22 protein-coding genes are annotated in these 24,986 nt (G+C 30.9%); 20 read left to right on the top strand and 2 right to left on the bottom strand.

Annotated features, from left to right (window positions below):
• The first annotated feature begins 14 nt into the window (after positions 1-14).
• The 15 genes from L1S46_RS22150 (at position 15) to L1S46_RS22080 (ending at position 16,998) form a co-directional block, all read left to right on the top strand.
• Complete coding sequence (locus L1S46_RS22150; RefSeq protein WP_012058161.1) at positions 15-383, top strand: hypothetical protein; 369 nt, start codon at positions 15-17, stop codon at positions 381-383.
• 166 nt (positions 384-549) lie between these two features.
• The gene (locus tag L1S46_RS22145; RefSeq protein WP_012058162.1) at positions 550-1,008 is read left to right on the top strand and encodes a hypothetical protein; all 459 of its coding nucleotides are present in this window, start codon (positions 550-552) and stop codon (positions 1,006-1,008) included.
• Between the two features lie 365 nt (positions 1,009-1,373).
• A complete protein-coding gene (locus L1S46_RS22140) occupies positions 1,374-2,552 on the top strand; it encodes an iron-containing alcohol dehydrogenase (RefSeq protein ID WP_238900980.1) in 1,179 nt (392 codons plus the stop codon).
• A 200-nt stretch (positions 2,553-2,752) separates the two neighbouring features.
• The gene (locus tag L1S46_RS22135; RefSeq protein WP_238900979.1) at positions 2,753-4,030 is read left to right on the top strand and encodes an FAD-dependent oxidoreductase; all 1,278 of its coding nucleotides are present in this window, start codon (positions 2,753-2,755) and stop codon (positions 4,028-4,030) included.
• 276 nt (positions 4,031-4,306) lie between these two features.
• Entirely contained in the window at positions 4,307-4,666 is a 360-nt protein-coding gene (locus L1S46_RS22130; RefSeq protein ID WP_238900978.1) for a hypothetical protein, read from the top strand.
• Between the two features lie 276 nt (positions 4,667-4,942).
• Positions 4,943-6,097, top strand: a complete 1,155-nt coding sequence (locus L1S46_RS22125) for a PucR family transcriptional regulator (protein ID WP_238900977.1) — start codon at positions 4,943-4,945, stop codon at positions 6,095-6,097.
• A 225-nt stretch (positions 6,098-6,322) separates the two neighbouring features.
• Positions 6,323-7,648, top strand: coding sequence for an aminotransferase class III-fold pyridoxal phosphate-dependent enzyme (locus tag L1S46_RS22120; RefSeq protein WP_039772922.1), 1,326 nt, complete (start codon positions 6,323-6,325; stop codon positions 7,646-7,648).
• A 13-nt stretch (positions 7,649-7,661) separates the two neighbouring features.
• On the top strand, positions 7,662-8,813 hold the full coding sequence (locus L1S46_RS22115; RefSeq protein ID WP_238900976.1) for an iron-containing alcohol dehydrogenase: 1,152 nt from the start codon (positions 7,662-7,664) through the stop codon (positions 8,811-8,813).
• 72 nt (positions 8,814-8,885) lie between these two features.
• Entirely contained in the window at positions 8,886-9,719 is an 834-nt protein-coding gene (locus tag L1S46_RS22110) for an ABC transporter ATP-binding protein (protein ID WP_238900975.1), read from the top strand.
• A 2-nt stretch (positions 9,720-9,721) separates the two neighbouring features.
• Complete coding sequence (locus tag L1S46_RS22105) at positions 9,722-10,498, top strand: ABC transporter permease (RefSeq protein ID WP_012058170.1); 777 nt, start codon at positions 9,722-9,724, stop codon at positions 10,496-10,498.
• Positions 10,499-10,510: 12 nt separating this feature from the next.
• Positions 10,511-11,278, top strand: a complete 768-nt coding sequence (locus L1S46_RS22100; protein WP_238900974.1) for an ABC transporter permease subunit — start codon at positions 10,511-10,513, stop codon at positions 11,276-11,278.
• 155 nt (positions 11,279-11,433) lie between these two features.
• The gene (locus L1S46_RS22095) at positions 11,434-12,495 is read left to right on the top strand and encodes an ABC transporter substrate-binding protein (protein ID WP_012058172.1); all 1,062 of its coding nucleotides are present in this window, start codon (positions 11,434-11,436) and stop codon (positions 12,493-12,495) included.
• A 239-nt stretch (positions 12,496-12,734) separates the two neighbouring features.
• Positions 12,735-14,102 (top strand): dihydropyrimidinase, encoded by a 1,368-nt coding sequence (hydA, locus tag L1S46_RS22090; protein ID WP_238900973.1) that lies wholly within the window; start codon positions 12,735-12,737, stop codon positions 14,100-14,102.
• Between the two features lie 143 nt (positions 14,103-14,245).
• Complete coding sequence (preA, locus tag L1S46_RS22085) at positions 14,246-15,745, top strand: NAD-dependent dihydropyrimidine dehydrogenase subunit PreA (RefSeq protein WP_026015687.1); 1,500 nt, start codon at positions 14,246-14,248, stop codon at positions 15,743-15,745.
• Between the two features lie 32 nt (positions 15,746-15,777).
• Positions 15,778-16,998 (top strand): Zn-dependent hydrolase, encoded by a 1,221-nt coding sequence (locus L1S46_RS22080; RefSeq protein ID WP_017209570.1) that lies wholly within the window; start codon positions 15,778-15,780, stop codon positions 16,996-16,998.
• 109 nt (positions 16,999-17,107) lie between these two features.
• On the opposite strand, the gene L1S46_RS22075 is transcribed toward L1S46_RS22080, so the two are convergent.
• On the bottom strand, positions 17,108-17,542 hold the full coding sequence (locus tag L1S46_RS22075) for a CBS domain-containing protein (protein WP_238900972.1): 435 nt from the start codon (positions 17,540-17,542) through the stop codon (positions 17,108-17,110).
• 280 nt (positions 17,543-17,822) lie between these two features.
• Here L1S46_RS22075 and L1S46_RS22070 point away from each other — a divergent pair, with 280 nt between their 5' ends.
• Entirely contained in the window at positions 17,823-18,779 is a 957-nt protein-coding gene (locus tag L1S46_RS22070) for an NAD(P)-dependent oxidoreductase (protein ID WP_238900971.1), read from the top strand.
• Positions 18,780-18,935: 156 nt separating this feature from the next.
• Here the strand turns inward: L1S46_RS22070 and L1S46_RS22065 are convergent, their stop codons facing one another.
• Entirely contained in the window at positions 18,936-19,760 is an 825-nt protein-coding gene (locus tag L1S46_RS22065) for an MBL fold metallo-hydrolase (protein ID WP_238900970.1), read from the bottom strand.
• 154 nt (positions 19,761-19,914) lie between these two features.
• Here L1S46_RS22065 and L1S46_RS22060 point away from each other — a divergent pair, with 154 nt between their 5' ends.
• The 4 genes from L1S46_RS22060 to L1S46_RS22045 all read left to right on the top strand — a co-directional run bounded on the left by L1S46_RS22060 (position 19,915) and on the right by L1S46_RS22045 (position 24,554).
• Positions 19,915-20,478: a GNAT family N-acetyltransferase gene (locus L1S46_RS22060; protein ID WP_238900969.1), complete on the top strand. Its 564-nt coding sequence runs from the start codon at positions 19,915-19,917 to the stop codon at positions 20,476-20,478.
• Between the two features lie 492 nt (positions 20,479-20,970).
• Positions 20,971-21,618, top strand: a complete 648-nt coding sequence (locus L1S46_RS22055) for a Fe-only nitrogenase accessory AnfO family protein (RefSeq protein WP_238900968.1) — start codon at positions 20,971-20,973, stop codon at positions 21,616-21,618.
• 45 nt (positions 21,619-21,663) lie between these two features.
• Positions 21,664-23,229, top strand: a complete 1,566-nt coding sequence (locus L1S46_RS22050; RefSeq protein WP_238900967.1) for a hypothetical protein — start codon at positions 21,664-21,666, stop codon at positions 23,227-23,229.
• A gap of 221 nt (positions 23,230-23,450) precedes the next feature.
• Positions 23,451-24,554, top strand: coding sequence for a PrsW family glutamic-type intramembrane protease (locus tag L1S46_RS22045; RefSeq protein WP_238900966.1), 1,104 nt, complete (start codon positions 23,451-23,453; stop codon positions 24,552-24,554).
• Positions 24,555-24,986: the final 432 nt, after the last annotated feature.

Below are 24,986 nucleotides of genomic sequence, written 5' to 3'. Positions count from 1 at the left end.
AGGAGTTGTATAGAATGGAAAGATATGAAAATAAATGTAAGTGTACTAAGCATGACTGCGAATTATGTAGTACAATCAAATCAAAACCAGTTAATTTGGAAAAGCATGGTGCAAAATTAGTAACAGTAAAAATAAAAGTCAATAATGTTTGCTTAGGCAAAAAAGTAGCTATTGCAGCTATTTTATATGATGATTGTGATAGAATACTTGCATTCAAAGGATTTGTAACAATGGCACAGGAAGATCCTTGTGATCGTGATGCATGTGGAACTATCGAACGTAAAATAGTGTTCGTAATTCCAGATCATGAAGAATGTGATCCAGAAAGATTGAGAGTTCGTACCATAGGAAATTATATATATCCATGTGAACCCAATAAATAGGTAATTATAAAAAAGCAATTGTGGGATAAGTAAATGAAGCAACCCTGCAGTTGCTTTTTAGTATAAAGATTTAAAAAAGATATTTAGATATTCAAGATTTAGGAATAATAGTTTAAACATAGTGAAAAAATACCACTGAATAAAATTATAAAAGGAGGTATTTTTTATGAAGATAGAAGGTTACTTTAGTGGTATAAAAGCTGCTAATCAAGCTGTAGAAGCATTAAATAAAATAGGTATAAAAGATGCTGTGGCAGATATAAATGATCATTATACAAATGATAATCCAGGGCAAAACAGGCCAGGCACTGAAAGCAGTACAAATAGTTTGGCAAATTTAATACTATCTAACGACAATCCTACGGTTGATTCGGGTTACGGGCCAATGGCAGCTGCAAATCCAATGGTAAGCGGTATGGGCGGTTTTGAAGAAATAGCTGATGTAAATTATAAGGTGATTGTAAATACAGATGAAAATAATGCCGAAAGAGCAAAACAAATTATAGCTAAAGCTGGTGGAGAGTTAGACGATCCTAATTTTATAGTTCCTAGTGGGCTAGAGAATATAGGAATGGATGATCTAGTCACCAATATGATAAATGAAATGAATAACATCACACTCTAAAGGTTCTTACATAGAAAGATAAAAATCTAAAACTTAGAATGTTGGTAATATTTTAAATAATATCATTTATTTTAATATAAAACTTTAAGAGTGTATTTTTTATAATGCAATATCTTAAATTTAGTTTAGTAATATAATTTTAACTTATATGTGTTCAGTAATAAATTTTTATTTGAAGCCGTGATAGGTTACGTATTCAATTGATACTAACTTCTTGTAAGATGAATTTACTCTTGCAATCAAGAAGTTAGTTTTTCATTTTACAATTTTATTCATATATTTCTCTTGACTTAGAGCTGTCTCGAAGGAGTAATATATTATTAAAGAACTTAATACTAAATTAGAAATAAGGAAGTGCATTAATAATGAAGAATTTTGAATTTTATGCTCCTACGAGAGTGATTTTTGGAAAGGATTCAGAAAAACAGATCGGCACTATTATAAAGAATCAAAATTGTAAGAAAGTCCTAGTTCATTTTGGTGGAAGCAGTGCGAAAAAGTCTGGGCTTTTGGATAAAATTTTTGAATCTTTAAAGAAAGCTGAAATCGATTATGTTAGCTTAGGTGGAGTTGTACCTAATCCTAGACTTTCAAAAGTATATGAAGGAATCAATTTGTGCAAAAAGGAAAAGGTAGATTTTATATTAGCTGTTGGAGGAGGCAGTGTTATTGATTCAGCAAAAGCAATAGGATATGGCATAGCTAATGAGTGTGATGTATGGGATATATATAGTAAAAAAGTTATTCCAACTGGCTGCTTACCTGTTGGGGCAGTTTTAACTATTGCAGCTGCAGGAAGTGAAATGAGCAATTCATCAGTTATTACAAATGAAGAAGGATGGCTGAAAAGAGGATGTAATTCTGAGTATGCACGTTGTAAATTTGCAATTATGAATCCGGAACTTACTTATACATTACCTAAATATCAGACTGCCAGTGGGGCTACTGATATATTAATGCATACTATGGAACGTTATTTTACAAAAGAACAGAGCATGGAGATAACAGATAGAATTAGCGAAGGATTAATGAGAACAGTGATTCATAATGTAAAAATATTAATGAAAAATCCAAAAGATTATAATGCACGTGCTGAAGTAATGTGGGCAGGAAGTCTTTCGCATAATGATTTAACTGGATGTGGTTCAGTTGGCGATTGGTCATGTCATCAATTAGAACATGAACTTGGAGGTGTGTTTGATGTTGCCCACGGAGCTGGTTTGGCAGCAGTTTGGGGAAGCTGGGCTAGGTATGTGTATAAAAGTAATATAAGCCGTTTTGTACAATTTTCTGTAAACGTAATGGGAATAACCAATGACTTTTATAATCCGGAAAAAGTTGTATTAGAGGGAATAGGAGCAATGGAAAGTTTTTATCATTCTATTGATATGCCAATATCAATAAAAGAACTTGGAGTTAATTTGACAGATGATCAAATTGATGAACTAGCTTATAAATGTAGCTTCAAAGATACTAGAACCATAGGGGAATTCCAAAAACTTAATATGGAAGACATGAAAAAAATTTATATAATGGCTAGATAAAAATTATTTCAGGAATTATAGTCAGTGTTATAAATTTTTAAAGAGCCAAAAAGTAGACAAGATCAGCTTTTTGGCTCTTTTATATGTTAATAGGTGGTGATAAATTTTTAGAGAATTTGATCAGTAAACATGATAAGACTCAACTTAGACAAAAAATTGAATACAATATATAACAGATAACTATTTTAAAGGAGAATAAAATGAAGGTTATAATTATAGGTGGAGGATGGGCAGGGTGCTCTGCCGCATTAGAAGCAGTAAAATTAGGTGCAGAAGTTGAGTTATATGAGAGAACTGACTTGCTACTTGGAGTAGGAAATGTTGGTGGGATAATGAGGAATAATGGAAGATATACTGCTGCAGAAGAGCTGATAAATCTTGGTGCAGGTGATTTCATAAGAATTATGGATTCAATAGCAATTCATAAGAATATAGATTTCCCAGAACACAAACATGCATGGCTATGTGATATAGGTAAAGCTGAACCAATTGTCCGAAGATATTTAATAGAATGTGGAGTTAAAATATTTTTGCAAAGTAGAATAACAGATGTAAATATGGAAGGCAATAAAATAAAATCATTGGTATTATTTAATAAAGATATTATAACTGGAGATGTATTTGTAGAAACTACAGGCTCAACAGGATCAATGCCTAATTGTGTGAAGTATGGAAATGGATGCGTCATGTGTACATTAAGATGTCCTAGCTTTGGAGCAAGAGTTAGTATAAGCAGTAGAGCAGGAGTAAATGACTTAGTAGGAGAAAGAGCAAATGGAATGAAGGGTGCAATGAGCGGGTCTTGTGAATTTCCTAGAGAATCTTTATCAAAAGACATAATAAAAGAATTAGAGAAAAATGGAGTTGTAGTTATTCCTATACCTAAGGAAGATGTACATTTAGAAAAGTTAGAACAAAAGGTATGTCAGCAATATGCGACTTTAGAATTTGCAGAGAATATTATATTATTAGATACAGGACGCGTAAAGCTTATGACATCTCACTATCCACTAGATAAATTAAGGAAAATAAAAGGATTGGAAAATGTAGTTTATATAGATCCACTAGTTGGAGGTAATGGTAATTCAATTAGATATTTATGTGCTGCGCCTAGAAATAATTCAATGCAAGTAAATGGCGTTGAAAATTTATTTTGTGGAGGTGAAAAAAGTGGATTCTTTGTAGGTCATACTGAGGCTATGACTACAGGGGCTTTAGCAGGTTATAATGCAGTTCAATATTTGGAGAAAAAGCCTTTATTAGAATTGCCAAGAGAGCTTGCTACAGGTGATATTATTGCATATGCAAATGACAAAGTTAAGGAAGGAAAAATGAGTGAAAGATATACATTTTCAGGAGCAGAATATTTTGAAAGGATGAAAGATTTAGGATTGTATAGCATAGATAATGATGAAATAAGATCAAGAGTTAAAAAACTAAATCTAACAAATGTATTTTCAAAGCAATGTAAAAACTAAGTTTCTATAATTAAAAATATTAAATTTGGGGAGCTTTTATTAGCTTCCCAATAATTATGAATGAAAATAAGAATATAAATTCTATGAATTCATGTTATAATAAATATAAAATATGGTAATGTACATAAAGATTTATTTTTAAGGAATAATAACGCAATATTAAGTAAAAATAAATAAGGAATTATTAATGATAATTACGTCCTAAATAAAGAGAGATAACTTATTTAATTAAAACGTTATATCTAATTGGTTTAATACATTGTTATGGAGGATATTATGAAAAGTGTAGAAAAAGGAAAAAAGCTATTTTTATCCATGGTAATAGCAATATTAGCTGTAAGTATAGTTACAACTGCATTTAGCTATTTTATGCAAGGAAACATCGGAATAATTTCAGGACTAACTAGGACTGTAGTAGAAGCTATTCTCTTATATTTTGTATTTAAAGGAAAAGCATGGGCTAAGATTATAATGATAATTTTGCTTATAATTGTCATTCTAGCGGCAGTTGCAGCAATTATGATTTCGCCTAATATAATGATTACTATTTTAATGATAGTGTATATCTTTAGCGTATATATTATAGGAATATCGCCAAGTGTTAAAGAATATTTAAAGTCAATTAATAATAAGTAAAGCAATAAAATAAGGAGGTATTTTGATTTTTATCAAAGTGCCTCTTTATTTATTGCTTTAAGTAATATGGCTAGAATTTTTTTATGCAGAATACATCCGAATCATTTTATAGTAAATAGTACTAATTGTAAAACCAACTTAACTTTATTAAGTTTCTGTTTATAAATAAATAATATAAATAAGTTTTTGTATTATTTAATAAAATTTAATTAAAATAAAATTATGATATAATGGGCATAAAACTCTTATAGTTTTATATAAAATTGGGGTGATAATATGTCAATTACTGTAGGGAAATTATTTGGAAATGGGGCTGTTTTGTATCAAATGAAACTACTAGCAGGACAGAAAGGTCTTAATAATCTAGTGGAATGGGTACATATTATTGAAAATGATGAGGTGAGTGAATTTCTTCATGGAAATGAAGTTGTTCTTACCTCAGGCATTCTAAATGATGGTGATGGATGGTTGTTAGAATATACAAAAAAGCTATATGCTGCTCGGGCAAGCGCTTTTGTTGTAAATATTGGGCCATACACCAAGTCAATACCTAACGATGTTATAGAGTATTGTAACCAAGTAAAAATGCCTCTTTATACTATTCCATGGGAAACAAGAATGGTAGATTTAACACGGAATATATGCTATCGAATAATGCAAAGTGAGCAAGTAGAAATAAGTATAGCAAGTACGATTAAGAATATTATATTTAAAACAGGTGATATAGAAACATTAATTTTACAGATGGAGAGATATGGATATTTGAGAGACAGTCATTTTTGCTTTATAGTCATGTCCTTTGAACATAAAGAAGACAATCAATTAGAATTTGATATGAATAAAATTAAAATGTATTCAGAAAGATTAGCTAGAAGTATTCATGAATTATATATTTCATTTTCATATAAAGATTCTTGGGTACTGGCTCTTGTGAATTATGGAAATTACGATGTCACTAATTTTGTTGATACTTTTTTTAAGAATTGGAATGAATCTTCATGGAAGGTTCGTATGGGAATAAGTGAAAATAAAGCAGGTATTAAAATGCAGGCAGAGAATTTTAATAATGCTTTCACAGCAATGACGATGGCCCAAAAACAAGGCAAAGAAATGGTGTTTTATGATAAATTAGATATTCATAAATTGCTTTTAAATGCTAAGGATAAAGAAGTGCTTAAAGAATATTACAAGGATACTCTAGGTAAGCTAGAAAAATATGATAAGGAAAATAACACTGATTTAATGAGCTTCTTATATATGTTTTTACAGAACAACGGTAGTCAAAGCCTTGTTGCTGAGAAACAATATATTCATAGGAATACAGTAAATAATCAGCTTAAAAAGATTGAAAAGATTACTGGATATAATCCATCAAATTTAGAAGAAAAACTACGATTTTATTTAGGTTTTTTTGTGAAGGATGTTATGTAGGGCAACTTGGGACTTGTTATTTATATTCATGTGCTTAAATGTGCAGTTGCACAAATAAACTTAGTCACTTATTCATTGATATAACAGTTTTACTAGTATATAATAAAAACAACTTAAAGAAAAAACGAATTTAATAGAGATAACAGCAACGGAGCTTGTTCACTTGAATAAGTTCCGTTTTTTATTTGAGGAAAATATTAAATGTATATAGGGGAGTGTATAAAGATGAATGGTGAAGAAATTAGGAGTACTTTAAAAGAATATAATTTACAATCGTGGAGCAAACAAAGAAATTTAAATCCAATTTCAGTTGAAAAAGCTGATGGTATTTACTTTTGGGATTATGATGGAAATAGATATTCAGATATGTCGTCACAACTTGTTAATATGAATTTAGGTTTTGGAAATAAAGCGATTGGAGATGCAATAAAAGAACAAGTAGACAAATATTGTTTTGTAGGGCCATCTTATGGAGCCGAATCTAGAGCCAAGCTTGCAAAGAAGATCATTGAATTAATGCCTGATAATATGGGAAAGGTATTTTTCACAAATGCAGGTGCAGAATCAAATGAGAATGCTGTAAAGATAGCAAGAATGTTCACAGGTAAGACAAAGGTGTTCAGCCGTTATAGAAGTTATCACGGATCTTCGTTTGGTGCTGGTAATTTAACAGGTGAACCTAGAAGATATCAATTAGAACCTGGTATTCCAGGATTCGTAAAATTCTTTGATCCATATATTTATAGAGAACCAATAGAATTCGAATCAGAAGAAGCTGCAACAAAATATTACTTGGCCAAGCTGAGAGAACAAATAATTTATGAAGGACCTGATAGTGTGGCTGCAATAGTTTTAGAGACTATAACAGGTTCAAATGGAGTTATCATTCCGCCAAGAGGATATCTTCCAGGAGTTAGAGCTTTATGTGATGAATTTAAAATCTTAATGATTTGTGATGAAGTTATGACAGGCTGGGGCAGAACAGGTAGAATGTTTGGATTTGAGAATTTTGATGTAAAACCAGATATAGTAACTTTTGCAAAAGGTGTTACTTGTGGATATGTTCAACTTGGTGGAGTTGTAGTAAGTAAAGAAATAGCAGCTTACTTTGATGATAATTTATTATCTTGCGGACTAACTTATAGTGGACATCCCCTAGCTTGTGCAGCAGGTGTAGCGTGTATAAACTATTATGAAGAAGCAGGTATACTAAAAAATGTTAACGAAGTAGGTAGTGTACTTGGTGAAAAACTAGAAGAGATGAAAGCTTCTCACCCATCAGTTGGGGATGTGAGATATATTGGATTATTTTCAGCAGTAGAATTAGTAAAGGATAAAGGAAGCAAGGAACCCCTAGTACCATATGGAAAGGATCCGGAAGGAGTTATGGGGAAAATTCTAGGATTATTAAAGGAAAGAAAGTTTATGACATATACTCATGAGAACATGATACTTGTTGCTCCTCCATTAATAATTACAAAGGAGCAGTTAGAAGAGGAACTAGCTAAATTAGACGAAGTACTTGGAATTGTAGACAAACAATTTATCTAGATGAGGTGAGAAAATGGCATATGAATTTAGTTTACCAGGACGTACGATTATTGGAGATAATGCATTAGAATCAAGTGAAAATTTGATAAAATCCTTTGGAAAAAAAGCATTTATTGTATCTGGAAAAAATGTAACTAGAATTGGAACAGTTAAAGTTTTGACAGACTGTTTAAATAATTGGGGAATTGGATATGAAATTTTCAATGATATCATTGGAGAGCCTACTGATATAATGATTGAAAGTGGCGTAAAAGTTTATAAAAATGCTGAATGTGATTTCTGTATTGCCATCGGAGGAGGGAGTCCATTAGATAGCGGTAAAGCAATTGCTGCTATGACAAAATTAGAAGGTTCAATATCTGATTACATGGGAAAAACAATTGAAGGAGATTTTCCACCATTGGTTTTGATTCCAACTACAGCAGGGACAGGTTCAGAAGCTACCAAATTTACGGTTATTACAGATTCAAAGAGGAATATAAAAATGCTTCTAAAGGGAGAAGCATTACTACCTGATTTGGCAGTGATTGATTCCAAATTATCAATGACATCACCTAAAAGCGTAACAGCGGCAACAGGAATGGATGCCCTAACTCATGCGGTAGAAGCTTATACATCAAGAAAAGCAAATTCCTTAACAGATACCTTTGCATTATCTGCAATCAAAAGAATTTTTGAGTTTTTGCCATTGGTTTATAAAGATGGTGAAAATAAAAAGGCTAGAGAAGAAATGGCTATTGCTGCATATGAAGCTGGCGTATGTATAAATAATTCTTCAGTTACCTTGGTACATGGCATGAGCAGACCAATTGGAGCTAATTTTCATGTTGCTCACGGAATTTCAAATGCTATGCTTATAAAGGAATGCTTATCTTATGTTTTAGATGGAAGCTATGAACGTTTTGGTGCAATAGGTAGAGCAATTAATGCAACAAATGATAAGAAAAGTGATAAGGAAGCAGCAGAAGCTTTTCTAGAAAAATTAACAGAGTTATGTAACATATGTGAAATACCAACTTTAAAAGAGTATGGAATTAATAAAGAAGAATTCAATAAAGTCGTAGATAAGATGGCGCAAGATGCTATGAACAGTGGAAGTCCATCAAATACTATAAAAGAAGTTAAAAAGGAAGACTTATTAATTATATACAGTAAGTTATGGTGAATATGAAGTGATTGCAACGGTGCAAAACAAATAGTTTTGTACCGTTTTTTGTTTAAAAGGAGGCGTAAATCAATGAGTATGTTAAATGAAATAGATACAGAATTTGAAAGCAGAAATGCTTTTAGAAAGAAAGAAGAAAAAGTAGAAATTAAAATTGAAGATTTAAGTATGGTTTACCAAGATAAGAATGGTGGAGAACCAGTAACAGCGCTTAAGAATGTTAATTTAGAAATCAAAGAAGGAGAATTTATTTCATTACTAGGTCCTTCTGGTTGTGGAAAGACAACATTACTTCGTATTATAGCTGATCTATTGCAACCTTCTTCGGGAAAAGTGATAGTACGAGGACAAAGCCCAAGAGAAATAAGACTTCAAAAGAAATATGGCATAGTATTTCAGAATCCAGTTCTATACGATTGGAGAACAGTAAGAAGAAATGTTTGTATGCCAATGGAGCTTCTAGGAATGAAGAAGCGGGATCGTACTTCAAGAGTTACGGAAATGCTTGATCTAGTTGGACTTACTAACTTTGGTACGCATTATCCTTATGAATTAAGTGGAGGGATGCAGCAAAGGGTTGGTATAGCAAGAGCATTAGCCATTAATCCGGAAATACTTCTTATGGATGAACCATTCTCAGCTTTAGATGAATTTACACGTGAAAAGCTTCATGAAGATCTTTTAGAAATATGGACAAAGACCAAAAAGACAGTAGTTTTTGTAACCCATAATATTTCAGAAGCAGTATTTTTATCGGATAAAGTTGTGGTTTTATCTCCACATCCAGGACGTGTTTCTGCTGTGATTGATATTGACATACCAAGACCAAGAAATATGGAGTCAAAACAGTCAAAACAATTTTATGATTATATAACCAAAATAAGAAATAGCTTTGAGGGGGTATGATTATGATTAGCAGGAAAGAGAAATATAAAGTTAATCTAGTTTGGGCTATAGGAATTTTTATAGCTTGGGAATTAGTAGCTTTCTTTCTAGAACAAGTGATGCATGATCCAATGGCTGGAGCAAAACTTCCTTATCCACATAGTGTCATCATATCAATAGCAGAAAATTTCACTGATTTAATGAGCGCGGCTGGACTTACTTTTTCAAGAGCTGTATTTGGTTTTGCACTTGGAGCTGCAATAGGATTTGTTTTAGCAATAATTATGAGTTTATCGAAAATAGCAGAAAAAATATCATTACCTTATTTAATAATATCACAAATGATACCTGTTTTAGGGTTAGCTCCTATAATCTTTACTTTAGTCAGGGATATGAATACTTCTAGGATAGTAATTGCAGCATATATCACATTTTTCCCAGTTTCAGTAAATATGCTTAGCGGATTAAATAGTGTAGAAAGCGATAAAAAAGAATTGCTATACTCATATGCTGCAAAAAAGAAAAGCATATATTATAAGCTTATGATTCCATATTCAATGCCATATTTATTTGCTGGTTTAAAAATAGCGGCACCAATGTCAATAACAGCATCTATATTAGTTGACATGTTAGGTTCAAGCGGCGGAATTGGAGTGAAACTTTTATACTCGTTATACTCAGGAACAAAAGATGTATTCTGGGGATCAGTAGTTACCAGCGCTTTAATGGGGATTTTGAGTTATTTTATAGTAATACTATTCGAAAAAATTTGTATGCCTTGGAGAAAGCAGACTACATAGGGAGGTAATTTTATGAATGAAAAAATTAAAAATGTTTTATGGCCTTTAGGTTTTGGGATATTAATAATAATCGCATGGCAAGTTGGTATCATTCATGATGCATTAGGTTTTAAGCCCTTTCAATTACCAGTACCATCACAAATTATTAAAACTTTAAGTGACAATTTTTCTAAAGCTCTAACTGACACGATGATTACAGTTTCAGGGGCATTGGTAGGACTTGCTTTAGGATGCATAATTGGATTTATTGTCGCAGTGATAGCTACGCAGTTTCCAAAGTGGGGATATACAGGACTTAGTGTAATAGCAGCATTTAATGCAATTCCAATAGTTGCATTATCGCCCATTATGAATCGTTGGTTTACAAGTGGTTTTGCACAAAAAGTTGGTGTTGTAACGGTTGTATGTATGGCAGCTATGGCAATTAACTCCTATAGGGGATTAAATGATTTAAAACCATTTGCAAAAGATTTATTAGAGTCATATGCAGCACCAGAAAAAATTATATTTTTCAAGCTTCGTTTACCTAATTGTCTTCCGAGTGTTTTAACTGCATTAAAAATTAATGTGGCAGCAGCAATAATGGCGGCTATGATAAGTGAATACTTTGCAGCATCAACTTCAGGTATTGGTTTTGGAATTAAAGATAATTTAAGAAAAGGAATGATGGCCATGGGTTGGTCCTATATAGTAATGGCAGCATTAGTTGGGATTGTTTTATACTTAATTATTTTATTAATAGAACGTAGAACCATAAAATGGCATGTGTCACAAAGATAATACCAACTTTAAAATAGAAAAGTTTAGTTCAACCTAATATACTATTTGCTTTATAAGCAAAGTTGAAAGTCACCGATATCTCTTAGAACTTCAAGAGAACACACAGATGGCATGTATAAGATAAATAATATTTATTTAATAAGGAGGAATTTATTATGAAAAAGAAGTTATTAGCTTTAGGGTTAGCTGTATTAATGATGGGGACGATGCTTATAGGATGTGGATCAAAAACATCAGAAACAACAGCGAAAGATGCAACTAAATCAGAGGATACTACAAAGAAGGATGGGGAGTTAGAAAAAGTAACACTTCAATTAAAATGGCTTCCGCAATCACAATTTATGGGATATTACGTAGCAGCAGCAAAAGGGTACTATAAAGATGAAGGAATAGATATTCAAATTCTTCCAGGAGGAAGTGACATTATTCCAGAACAAAATGTTTATAATGGTGTAGCCAATATAGGGGTAACTTGGGTTTCAAGTTTAATGACTTACCAAGCTCAAGGGTATGATTTACAAGAAATCGCTCAAGTATTTCAAAAATCAGGTATGTTATTAGTATCTAAAAAAGAAAAAGGTATTAATTCGCCAAAAGATTTAGCTGGTAAGAAAGTAGGTAACTGGTTTGGTGGCAATGAATATGAACTTCTTGCACTACTTTCAAAATACAATTTAGATAAAGAAAAAGACCTAAAACTTGTACAACAAGACTTTACAATGGATCAATTAAAAGAAGGATCAGTTGATGCAGCATCAGCGATGACTTATAACGAATTTGGTTTATTACTTGAAGGCGGCATGAAGAAAGAGGATTTAAATGTAATTGATATGAACAATGAAAGTGTTGCAATGATGGAAGATTGTTTATTTGTAAACTCTGAATGGGCAGGTAAGAATAAAGATTTATTAGTTCGTTTCTTAAAGGCATCTATAAAGGGGTGGAAAGATGCAGTCCAAGATCCAGAAGCAGCAGGAAAAACAGTTTATGATGTAGATAAATCAGTTTCATTAGATCACCAAGTTTATATGGCGAAAGAAGTTGCTAAACTTGTAGCACCTCAAGGATTTGATACTTCAAAAATTGGACAAATAGATATGAATGCAATTAAGCAAACAGGGGATTTCTTAAAACTTTATAATAAAGATTTAGCTAAAACTCCAGTGGTAGACGATACAACATTCACTTCAAAGTATTGGGAAGAAGCAACAAAATAATATGATAAAAATTGATTCATGTGTGGTTAAATCCACACAGAATCATCTTAAAATTTATATAACAAAAATTTTATTTAAGAAAGTAATTTATCACAAAAGAAATAATTTGTTAAAAATCCAAATACATTAATAGGCTTAAGTCAAAAGTACAACAAAAAGCAGAAGTATGAAAGAGAAAATTATTAACTAAATTAGTTATTTAGATATTAAGGATATATATAAATGGGAGGAGAATACTTATGGATTTAATTATTAAGAATGGAACTATTGTAACACCATTAGAATCTTATGCAGCTGACCTTGCTGTAAAAGATGGAAAGATTGTAGCGATTGGAACAGGTTTTTCAGAAGAAGGTGCAAGTGTTGTAGATGCTAAAGGTAAGTTAATATTACCAGGGGCCATAGACGCACATACTCATTTAGCTATGCCGTTTGGAGGGACTGTTTCAGCTGATAGCTATCTTGCCGGAACACGGGCAGCTGCTTGCGGAGGTGTTACAACAGTATTTGATTATCCAATGCAAAGAAAAGGCAACGGAATAATTGAAACTATTGAAACAAGAAAAGAAATGTGTGATCCAGAGGCGTGCGTAGATTATGCATTTCATTGTATCATAACTGATTTAAATGAAGGAACTATCTTAGATGAATTTGAAGATGCAGTTGAATATGGAGTACCTAGTTTTAAATGTTTCTTAGTTTATAAAAAAGAAGGCATGATGGTAGATGATGCGACTTTAGTGAAAATAATGTTAAAGGCTAAAGAAACTGGGGCCATGACAAACATCCATGCTGAAAATCCAGATTTGATTGATTTAAATATTGAAAACTTCTTAAAAGAAGGAAAAACTTCAGCATGGTATCACTACTTAAGCAGACCAGAATTTGTTGAAGCTGAGGCAGATAAAAGAGCAGTTCATTTAGCTAAATCTATAGGAGCGCCACTATATTTAGTTCATATGGCAGATAAGGAAGGATTAGAAGCAGCTATTGAAGCCAAAAGAGAAGGTCATGATATATATGTTGAAACATGTCCACAATATTTGGAATTTACGTGCGATGTTTATAAAAGAGAAGATGGCAGAAATTTTGTATGTTCACCACCAATGAAAGGGCAAGAAAGTCAAGATGCACTTTGGAAAGCTATTAAATCGGGAGATATTGATACTGTAGCTACAGACCACTGCCCATTCCAAAGCCATGAAAAGGACTGGGGGAAAGATGATTTTACGAAGATTCCAAATGGGTGTGCAGGCGTAGAAAATTTATATCCATATATGCTTTCAGCAGCAAATGAAGGAAAAATAACTTTTAATAGAGCTGTAGAATTATGTTCATTTAATCCAGCTAAAATATTTGGATGTACAGAAAAAGGTTCTCTAACAGTTGGAAAAGATGCAGACATTGTAATTTATGATCCAAATAAAGACTTCACAATTTCGGTAGAGAATATGCATTCAGATTATGATCATACAATTTGGGAAGGCAAAACTCTTCATGGATATCCAGTTCAAACCTATGTGCGTGGGAATTTAGTTTATGATAATGGTGAATTCGTTGGAAAAGCAGGATTTGGACAATTTGTGAAACGAGTAGGAAGAAAGTAAATAGGAACTTGGCTTAGGTGATATTTAGTGCTTGGACTGTAGTTCAAGTTATCTAGGATTATGATACTGTTATCTACAGATTAAGAATAATGAGAGTTATAGTGGCTAAACATCAGATAAGCGATAATTTAGGAGGAATGGAAATGAGTAGTTTATTTTATAAAGATATTTCAACAAATGAATATGTGTCAGGGTGTTTGTTGTGTGATGAAGCACCTTGTCGCAAAGCTTGTCCCCACTCCCTTGAAGTGGATACTATTATCCGTTCTTTAAGGTTTGAAAATAAGGCTGGGGCAGTAAATAAACTGCCCAATCTACTTCCTTGTGACACATGTGAAGAAAAGCCATGTAAGGAGGCTTGCTTAAAAGGAAAAATTAATGAATCAGTACCAATTGACAAAGTTATGAAAGCAATATCAACTGAATCTAGAGTTAAAGAAAATGAAGTTGATTTAGAAATAGACTTCTGTGGGGTGAAGTGTGAAAATCCATTTTTCCTTTCATCATCAGTAGTTGGAAGTAATTACGAAATGGTAGCTAAAGCATTTGAAATGGGCTGGGCAGGGGTAGCATTTAAGACTATTGGCATGTTTGTACCAAAGGAGGTTTCACCAAGGTTTACTGCTTTAAGTAAAGAAAGTGTTCCATTTGTTGGTTTTAAAAATATAGAGCAGATTTCGGATCACACATTGGAAGAGAATATAGGATTTTTAAAAAGATTGAAAAAAGACTATCCAAGCAAAATTATTGTTGCATCAATCATGGGGCAAAACGAAGAAGAATGGACTAAATTGGCCAAGCTAATGACAGAGGCAGGAGCAGACATTATTGAATGTAATTTCTCATGCCCGCATATGACAAGTAAAGGCGTAGGTTCAGATGTTGGACAAAATCCAGATTTGGTAGCACTATATACTAAAGCTACTAGAAAGGGAACAAATTTACCTATACTTGCAAAGATGACACCTAATATTGGAAATATGGAAATACCAGCAATGGCTGCAATGGAGGCAGGAGCAACAGGTATTGCAGCAATTAATACAATTAAGAGTATTATGAATCTAAACCTAGAAAACTTTGAATCGGAACCTAATGTTGAAGGTAAGACTAGTGTAGGAGGATACTCAGGAAAAGCAGTAAAACCAATTGCTTTACGCTTTATTCATGATATGAAAGCTTGTGAAGAACTAAAAGATGCGCCAATAAGTGGGATGGGCGGTATAGAAACATGGAAAGATGCAGCTGAATTTATGGCCTTAGGATGTGAAAATTTGCAAATAACAACGTCTGTAATGCAATATGGCTATAGAATTATCGATGATTTAATTAATGGGATGAAATTGTACTTAAGTTCACAAGGCTATAAAAATATATCTGAAATTGTTGGTAGTGCTTTACCTAATATTGTGCCAACAGATAAACTTGATAGAGACAGTATTTGTTATCCAAGGTTTGATAGGCAAAAGTGCATAGGATGTGGACGATGTTACTTATCATGTTATGATGGTGGGCATCAAGCAATTAAGGTGGACATAAATACAAGAATGCCAATCTTGTTAGTAGATAAATGTGTAGGCTGTCAATTATGCAGTACTGTATGTCCTGTAAGAGCAGTAGAACCAGGAAAGAGAGTGAAAAAATAATTACTATACTAAATTTAAAGGGGGATATTCATATGTTAACTTGTAATAAAGAAAGGCTTCAAGACAAAATCACAACATTTAGTAAATTCGGAGATACAGGTAAAGGAGGAATCACAAGGTTGTCTTTATCACCTGCTGCTTTAGAAGCAAGAGAAGAATTTTGCAAAAGATGTAAAGCACTTGGTATGGAAATAAAAACCGACGATATGGCGAACATATACGCAACCATTCCTGGAGAGGAAAAGTTACCTGCTATTATGATGGGATCTCATGCTGATTCAGTTAAACAAGGTGGTAATTATGATGGTATTTTGGGAGTTCTTACTGGATTAGAAGTTGCAGAAACTATAGTAACTGAAAAAATAGCTCATAAACATCCAATCACAGTTGTTATATGGACTAATGAAGAAGGGGCACGCTTTGAACCAGCAATGATGTCATCAGGTGTTATTACAGGAAAATTTGATAAAGATGTTATGTTAGCATCTAAGGATACTGAAGGAGTTACATTTAAGGAAGCATTAGAAGCTAGTGGATATATGGGAAAAATAGAAAATCGAATGAATCCAGAAAAATACAGGGCACTAGTTGAATTACATGTTGAACAAGGACCTGTTTTAGAAGATGAAAAAATTGATATAGGGGTAGTTGAAGGTGTTTGTGGAATGATAAATTATGAATTTACATTTAAAGGTCAAGCAGATCATGCTGGAACAACTCCAATGAAATATAGAAAAGATGCTCTATATGCGGCTGTAAAAACTATTCAATATCTTCATGATGAACTAGACAAGCTTGATAGTAAGCTAGTATATACAACAGGAAAGATTTCAGCTCATCCAAATATCCATACAGTAATTCCTGATTATGTTAAATTCACTTTGGATGCAAGGCATCAAGATCCAGAAGTAATTAATCAAGTTCTTGAAATAATTAAGGCTATTCCTAAAGTTGTTGAAAAATGTGAAACAAGTTATGAAAAAGCTTGGTCAAGAAATACAGTTCATTTTTATTCTGACTTTGTAGATTATGTTGAAAAAAATGCAAAAGAATTTGGATATTCAACAAAAAGAATGTATAGTGGTCCGGGACATGATGCACAATTTATTACAGATATCATTCCAACTACAATGATCTTTGTTCCAAGTGAAAAGGGGCACAGTCATTGCGAAAAAGAATTTACACCACTTGAAAACTGTTTAAAGGGTGCAAATGTTTTGTTGAAGACAATATTAGATATTGATAATAATTAATTTTTATAACATTAAATAAAAACAATTTCATGGCATAAACATCATGAAATTGTTTTTATATTTACAATTAAAAAAAGTATAATTGTACTATTTTTTACTGATATAACATTTATATATGATTGTTTGTTCCAGGTTCTGAAATATTTTTAAGAGCAACCTCAGCATTATCCTGTAGATTTGGTTCTTGTGAAATATCACCAAGAGAAACGATACCGATAACACTGTTATTTTCTACAATAGGTAATCTTCTTATTTGATGTCTGCTCATTAGTCTTACTGCATCATGAACATCCATATCAGGACTTCCTGTAACAGGATTTGAAGTCATATAATCACATATCTTTTGTTGGCCTGCACTTGCACCTGATGCTACACAATCCAAAGCAATATCTCTATCTGTAATCATTCCAACTAATTTGTTTGAGTTATCACAAACAGGTATTGCGCCCACGTCAAATTGTCTCATCATTTGAGCAGCTCTTTCAATAGAATCTTCTGAATTTAAACTCACTATATCTTTTGACATTACATCTTTTATTTGCATAATGATCACCTCCAAAAATATATTTCCCTATGAATATGTTTTTTATTATTAAAAGTTCTTAGCTAATAAAAATTTAGAATGAATAGATTTATCGAAATATTTATGTTAATTCTTGAAATAAAAAACGCAGAAAAAACATCTATTTTTTAAGAGAGATGAAATATTATTAAATTTTAATTAATAGGATAAAGTTAACATTTAAAATGTTATAATATTGTAGAGTAATATTACTTAATACTTTCACGCTATAAAAAGTGAAAAAGAGAAGTAGGAGGATAAAATGAATAAAATTGTGTTTCTTAATGCAAGCAGAATAAACTTTGATGGACAACTTGATTTTTCATCGCTAGATAATTTAGGTAAAGTGACTAAATATGAAGATAGCAGCAATGATGAAATCTTAGAACGGGTAAAAGAACAAAATATTGTAATTACAAAGGAACTTACAATTAACAAGGAGTTAATAGAAAAGTTTCCATCCAGTGTTAAATTAATTTGTGAGGCTGGTACTGGATATAATAATATTGACATTATAGCAGCAAGAGAAAAAGGTATATCTGTATGCAATGTACCAGGATACAGCAGCGAAGCGGTTGCACAACTAGTAATTACATTTATTCTAAATTTAAGTTCATCATTAGCGCAGCAGCAAAGAATGATTGAAAATAAAAATTACAGTAATTTTACTAAATATCTTAAGGTTCCTCATATAGAAATACAAAATAAAACACTTGGAATTATAGGTGCTGGATCTATAGGAATACAAGTCATGAATGTGGCTAAAGCATTGGGGATGAAAATACTTGTATACAGTAGAAGCTATAAAGATTTAGGAGATTCAAATATCAAATTTGTCAGTCTTGAAGAACTTTTAAAAGAAAGTGATTTTGTTACAATACATTGTCCGCTTACAACAGAAACAAGGTATCTTATTGATAAGTCTAGATTAGATCTTATGAAACCGTCATCATTTGTTATAAATACATCTAGAGGAGCCATTATAAAGGAAACTGATTTAATTGAAGCTTTGAATAATAAAAAGATTGCAGGTGCAGCACTTGACGTTCAAGATCCAGAACCTCCAGAATTAAATAATCCACTTTTTAACATGGAAAATGTCATTCTTACTCCACATATAGGTTGGAAATGTTTTGAGTCTAGGCAAAGGCTTATAAATTTATTAGCAAATAATATAGAAGCTTTTATTAAGAACGAACCTGTTAATATTATTGTTTAAGATTAAGTATGAAGTAATAAGGATATTTTTGAATTTACAATAGATTCACTAGGTTTTATATGACAAAAAATTATATCCCAGCAATTAATTAATAATAATTGTTGGGATATATACTAATTGTTTATCGCTATTTAGAAAATTAGTGAGGCTATTTGCTCATCTATTTGCTTTACTTATTTTAACCATCTCACCATGGTCTCCAATCCAGCATTTAATTCCAGGATATTTTGCATTAAGATAATCATAGAACAATATAGGATTTTCGCTATTATCATCAAACATTTCATAGTGCCCTGGAACGACCAAATTAGGCTTAATAGTTCCAGCTAAATCAACTGCTTCTTGATAAGTTATATTTCCTATTAAATTTTCCCTATATCTTTTAGCATCTCGCCCATTGATAGGAAGAAACATAATGTCAAAGTTATCCCACTGCCTTAATTTTGAGAAGATACCATCATACATACAGGTATCACCAGAATGGTATACAGTACATCCATTTCCCTCAATTATATAACCTAAGTATGGATAATGCCCAGACGAATCTTGATCTAAGAACTCATGAGCTGAAGGAATTGCGGATATTTTTAAATCTTTTTCTGAAAAGGATAATCCATCATCCAGACCTATAAATCTATTTTTAGGTATTTTTAAGTCATCTGAAAGCTCAGTGATAAGAAGCTTTGGAACTACAAATTTTGCGTTGGGCGAACTAATAGATAATTGGTGCCATACATCTCGATCAATATGGTCAGAATGATCATGAGTGCCAATTATAAAATCTGCATTTACAATTTCCTCTGGCTTTAATAGTGGAGGAATATTTCTATTAGGCCAATCAGATAGAAATGCATCTAAATAGATAGTAGTTTCAGCTATCTTAATAGCATATCCCAACTGTCCAAGCCACCAGAACGCAACATCTCCCTTTTCTAAAATACATTCATCAATATCTTTTATCAATTCAATTCCAGTTTTCATAATAACACCATCCTTTTTGAAATAATTATATATTACCACAAGTGGTTCATATTGTAATTATTTTTTTGAATAGTAAGAATTTGAGAATAGAAAAAATATGTTATAATTAGAGAAATAGTTTTGAGAAAATAAGATAATGATAGGATGAACGAAAATGAATCTAAAAGAACTAAATAATGAAGATATTGAAATTATCTATAATGAACATATGATAAAAGATTTTCCGTATGGGGAATTAAAGCCTCTTGATGTAATACAGAAACTTAATAAAAGAAAAAATTACATATGTATAGGTTTGTATAATAATAATGAACTTCTAGCATACGCACTTTTAGCTTCATCAAAATCATATTTGTTAATTGATTACTATGCGGTATGTAAAGAACATAGAGATGAAGGAATTGGAAGTGAATTTTTAAATATACTACAGGAGCATTTTAGAAATTATGATGGAATTATAGTAGAAGTAGAGAGAGTAGAATGCGGACCTAATGAAAGCGAGAAAATTATTAGAAAAAGAAGAATTGACTTTTATAAAAAAAACGGGATGAGAATGACAGATATTTATTGTAAATTATTTGATATAGATTATTGCATTATGTGTTTATGTAATGTAGATCTTGATGATTTGGCAATTTATTCAGGATTAAAGGATATATATAAAGAAATAATTCCAGGAAGCTTATATTCAAAATATGTTGAATTGAGTTATGTATAGTTTAAATCCTTAAAATATAAAAGGTCTATTTTTACTAGATTAAATAATAGCAAAGGCTTATTGAAAAATGTAATTTTAAAATATATAATAATGTTATTAAACAGCTATCTAAATCAAAGCTGTAAAAAATAAAGATAAATTAATTCTTTCAAAATGGCTATGAAGTCTAATTTTTATACTAAAAAAGTATATGAATTAGACTTTTTTTATTCTTTGAGAAAATTATATTCCAATAAAATTTGTGGATAACTTAAAAAAAGTTGATTGATTAGTTCTTGTATTTTAAAAAGAATAAAAAAGAAATCTTATTCGCCTGCCAAATTTTTCTCACATGCGTTCGAAAAGGCAGATACGTGAAAAAATCTCAGGCTCCACAGTCGCCTGCGATTTTGTTCTTTCTGTTAATTAAAAAGATCAAATTCTTTTGTAACTAAAAATAAAATTTATTACAAAAGAATTTACAGAAATCAAGTTATAAATATGGAGGTATTTATGGTTAATGAAATAGCAGTTTGTGTAAATGATTTTGGAGAGGTTACTGAATATGAGAAAACCAAATTTATTAAGGTTTTTTCAAAGCAGGGAAATGAATGGAGAGTGGTTAAAAAATTAGTATTTGAATTTTGTTATACAAAGGATAGTAAAGAAATTTATTTAGAAGTTTTAAATATTGCGCAGGAACTAGGAAAATGCAAAGTTTTCGTTGCTAAGAATTTTTCGGATTTTGTGCATACTACATTAGATAAAATGGGGTTGAGTTTGTGGAATATGGATGGAAATCCAATATGTTTTTTGGAGTATATATTAGAACAAGAAAAAGAGGCGGAGAAAGTAAGTAAATTTATAAATCATTCAGATATAAGTAATAATAGGCAATTTATTATCTCATTAGGTAATGGGGAATGTGGGCGTTATATATTAAATCTTAAGAATTTGCAGAAGGATAATATAGGTATTACGTCTAAGCAAGCTTTGAAGCCATTTCTAAATAGAAAAATTTTTAATGAGCTAATAATAGCCTGCAGTCATATTCCAAATTGGTTAGAGGAAGATTTAACAAAATTGAATCTTAATTTTCAGTTTTCAAAGATTGGAGAAAGTGATTATATTGTTGTAATAAATAATTATGATGGGTATTAGAATTTAGATTCTAGATTCAGTATTAAATGCAAGGAGGAAAAAATAGTGGATATTGAAGTGCGTAATAATAGAAAAATAAATGTAAGTTCTTTTTCAAAAATTATTTCTGAACATTTAAATATTGATAGTAACATTATAAGAAATTATATATTTGCTAATATAAGTATAAGCCTAACGAGAAGCAAAGAAATGAAAAAAGATATTGATAAAATATATTATGAGGATAGACTGAAATATTATAATGCGGCTATAAATGACACTTGTATAAATTATACTACTATAAAGCAAGCAAATATTGAACAAGAAATATATTCACGTAGGATTGTTGGGGTACTTATAGAAGGGGAAACGGATAGTATGCTAAGAAGCAAAATTATTAAAGTTCTTAGAAAGTATTATCCAATTATATATAATGCTGTAAAGAAGCATGATAAGAAAATATTGAAAAATAGGTACATGAAAATGGATTTAATAACTAGAAATATAGAAGCAAAATTTGATGCGGCAGTATATCTATATTTTGCTATTTATATTTCACCAGAAATAGTAGATCAAGGGTTCATAATTTCTATTCTAAACGATATTGAGGAGTTTGAATCTAAAAATTTTATAAATCGAAATATTGAAATGGAGATTGAAAATTATAAGAATAAAATAAAGGAAGTTAAGTTGCTAATAAAGCAAAAGTTTGGGAAGATATATAATTTTAAAGATATCTTGAGACATAATAATGAAGATGTTAGAAAGTTAGGCGAAATTTTAGAGGATTTGTTTATAATGAATGGGATTAATATAGAGAGTATGTTTGAAGACTCGCAATTTATTTGTATTGAGAAAATTATACTGCCTTATGTGAGGATAGTGAAAAATGAAGACTCAGACATAATTTTATTTTCTATTATTAGTGGAATATTTATGCAATCACTTATTAATGAGTATAAGAAGGCAAGAAACTTATATTTTAATAATATGGAGGAGTCAAGTAGCTATAAATTAAGCATATTAGAGGAGCAGATGATTGAAGTTAAAAAAGAGAACATTAGCTTAAAAAATAAACTTGATTATTTTAACAAGGAAAAGTTAATGTATGAAAAGAGATTGAAGTCTGAATTAAGCAAGCTAGATAGCATATATAAATTAGAAATAAAGAAGAAGGAAGATCAAATTAGAATTCTTGAGAACAAATTAAATGAAGAAAAGATCTTAAAATTGGATTTGGAATATTTAAAAGAATATGAGTTTAATTCTGATACTAATCACAGAATTTCGGATTCTAACAAAAGATTAGAGAAATATACTATCAGCAAAAAAATTATTATAATTGGCGGAGATAAGGAATGGAGAAGGCGATTTAGAATAAAATATCCAGAAATAAGAATGTTAAATGGTTTCAACGAAAATTTTGATATAAGAATTTTAAATACAGCTGATTACATATTTTTTTATACCCAATATATGAATCATTCGACGTTTCATAGAGCTATGGATTTTATTAAGCTTAATAAATGTAAATTTGGATATATAGGAAAGACGAATATAGATCTTGTAGAGGGAGAAATTATCGAAAAAATAGTTACATGCGAAGGAAATAATGAAGAGTATATATACTAGAAATAATTAAATTTTTATGTAACAAAGAATTTATGGGTGAGTTATAAATTAATTCATAAAAAAATGAATTAATTAATTTATGATATTTAGTAAGTGTTAAAGGATGTAGAAATTATTTTTATACTTATTAGGGGATAGGTTGGGTATGTAATCAGAAAATTTGAATTACAAAAAAAATATTGGGAAAAATAATTAGAACCAGATTGAAGGAGGATAGATGTATGGAAAAAAACACTAAGGAATGTCCAAATTGCAAGAAAAAAACTGCTAATAATTCAAAGTCTTGTAGTTCATGCGGACTAGATCTTGATAGTGATGAAAATTATATAAGAGCTAAAGAAGAAACTAATAATGGAAATGATAGTTTTTTGAGCGAGTTAAACAAAATAGCGGGAGGAAGCGGGAAAGTAGAATTAAGATTAAGAGATCTAGTTGTTAATGTATTTAAAAAGCACACACCAGAAGAGAGAGAAAATACATTTATTTGCGGAACAGCAAAAACATCTCCTAAGGAAGGCGAGATATGTTCAAAGTGGCCTAAGCCTTGGCTGTTTTCAAGAGTTTTTTTTCTATTTGCAATAACTTTTGCTGGATTAGTAGCGCTGTTAAAAATTTTCGAGAATATATTAGCTTATCCAGGAATTATATTTATAGGTGCTTTGATAATTCCATTTTCATTACTTATTTTCTTTTGGGAGGTAAATGCTCCTAGAAATATTAATATATTTGATGTAGTAAAAATATTTTTTTTTGGAGGTGTTTTTTCTTTGTTAATAACAATGATTCTAAGTAGAGTAGTGTATGTTAGAAATGTAGATTACATTGGATCAATAATGATAGGAATCATTGAAGAATCTGCTAAATTCATTGTTGTTGCGTATTTTTTAAGAGGAAGTAAGGAAAAATATATTTTAAATGGGCTTTTGCTAGGTGCAGCAGTGGGGGCAGGATTTGCAGTTTTTGAAACGGCTGGATATGCGTTTGCTTATGGATTTCAAATACCTACAATGATGAGGATAATATATACTAGAGGAATTTTAGCATTTGGAGGTCATATTGTCTGGGCAGCAATGTATGGCGCTGCCTTAGTTATGGTAAAGGAAGATAATAGGCTAAAATTTAAATATATAACGAATATAAAATTTCTTAAATATTTTATTATTGCTGTTGCGTTACATGCGGTTTGGGATATGCCAATAAGTAATACGAGTAATCTTCCGATAATACAAGGAATTCTTACAATAATTGCATGGATTGTTATATTAATATTAATCAGTACGGGGTTAAAACAAATTTCAAGTTTAAGTTATAGTAATAGAATCTAATTCCATCAGATCATAGTTTATGGAAATAAAATTTCAATATATTAGCTTTTAAAGTTGCAAGCGATGTTGTTTATAAACTAAAATGTTATTTGTTATATAATTTATGAAGACGTCTTTCAGGATATAAAGTTTAGTATGGCTATTTCAATCATGTAACAACTGAGACTAGTGTATCAATATAGGTAAAAATTAGTATACTCAAGTATGATAGCGAAAAGTATAAATAATTTTATAAAATTGGGGAATAATTTAAAAAGTAAGTTAAATTAAAGATGTTAAGATAAAACACGTCGCTAAGACATATAAGCAAAAACAACTCAAGTTTATAAGATACTTGAATTGTAAAATTATAAGTTTTGTGAAAAATGTTGACAATATTAAATAGCGATGGTATGATTTAATTCGTTGCTGAAGATTATAAAATTCAATAAC

Origin of the sequence: Clostridium sp. YIM B02500, assembly GCF_022324665.1 — a bacterium.
GTDB lineage: Bacteria > Bacillota > Clostridia > Clostridiales > Clostridiaceae > Clostridium > Clostridium beijerinckii.
Note: the sequence above shows the minus strand (reverse complement) of the source record. Positions and strands in the feature narration are given on the sequence as shown.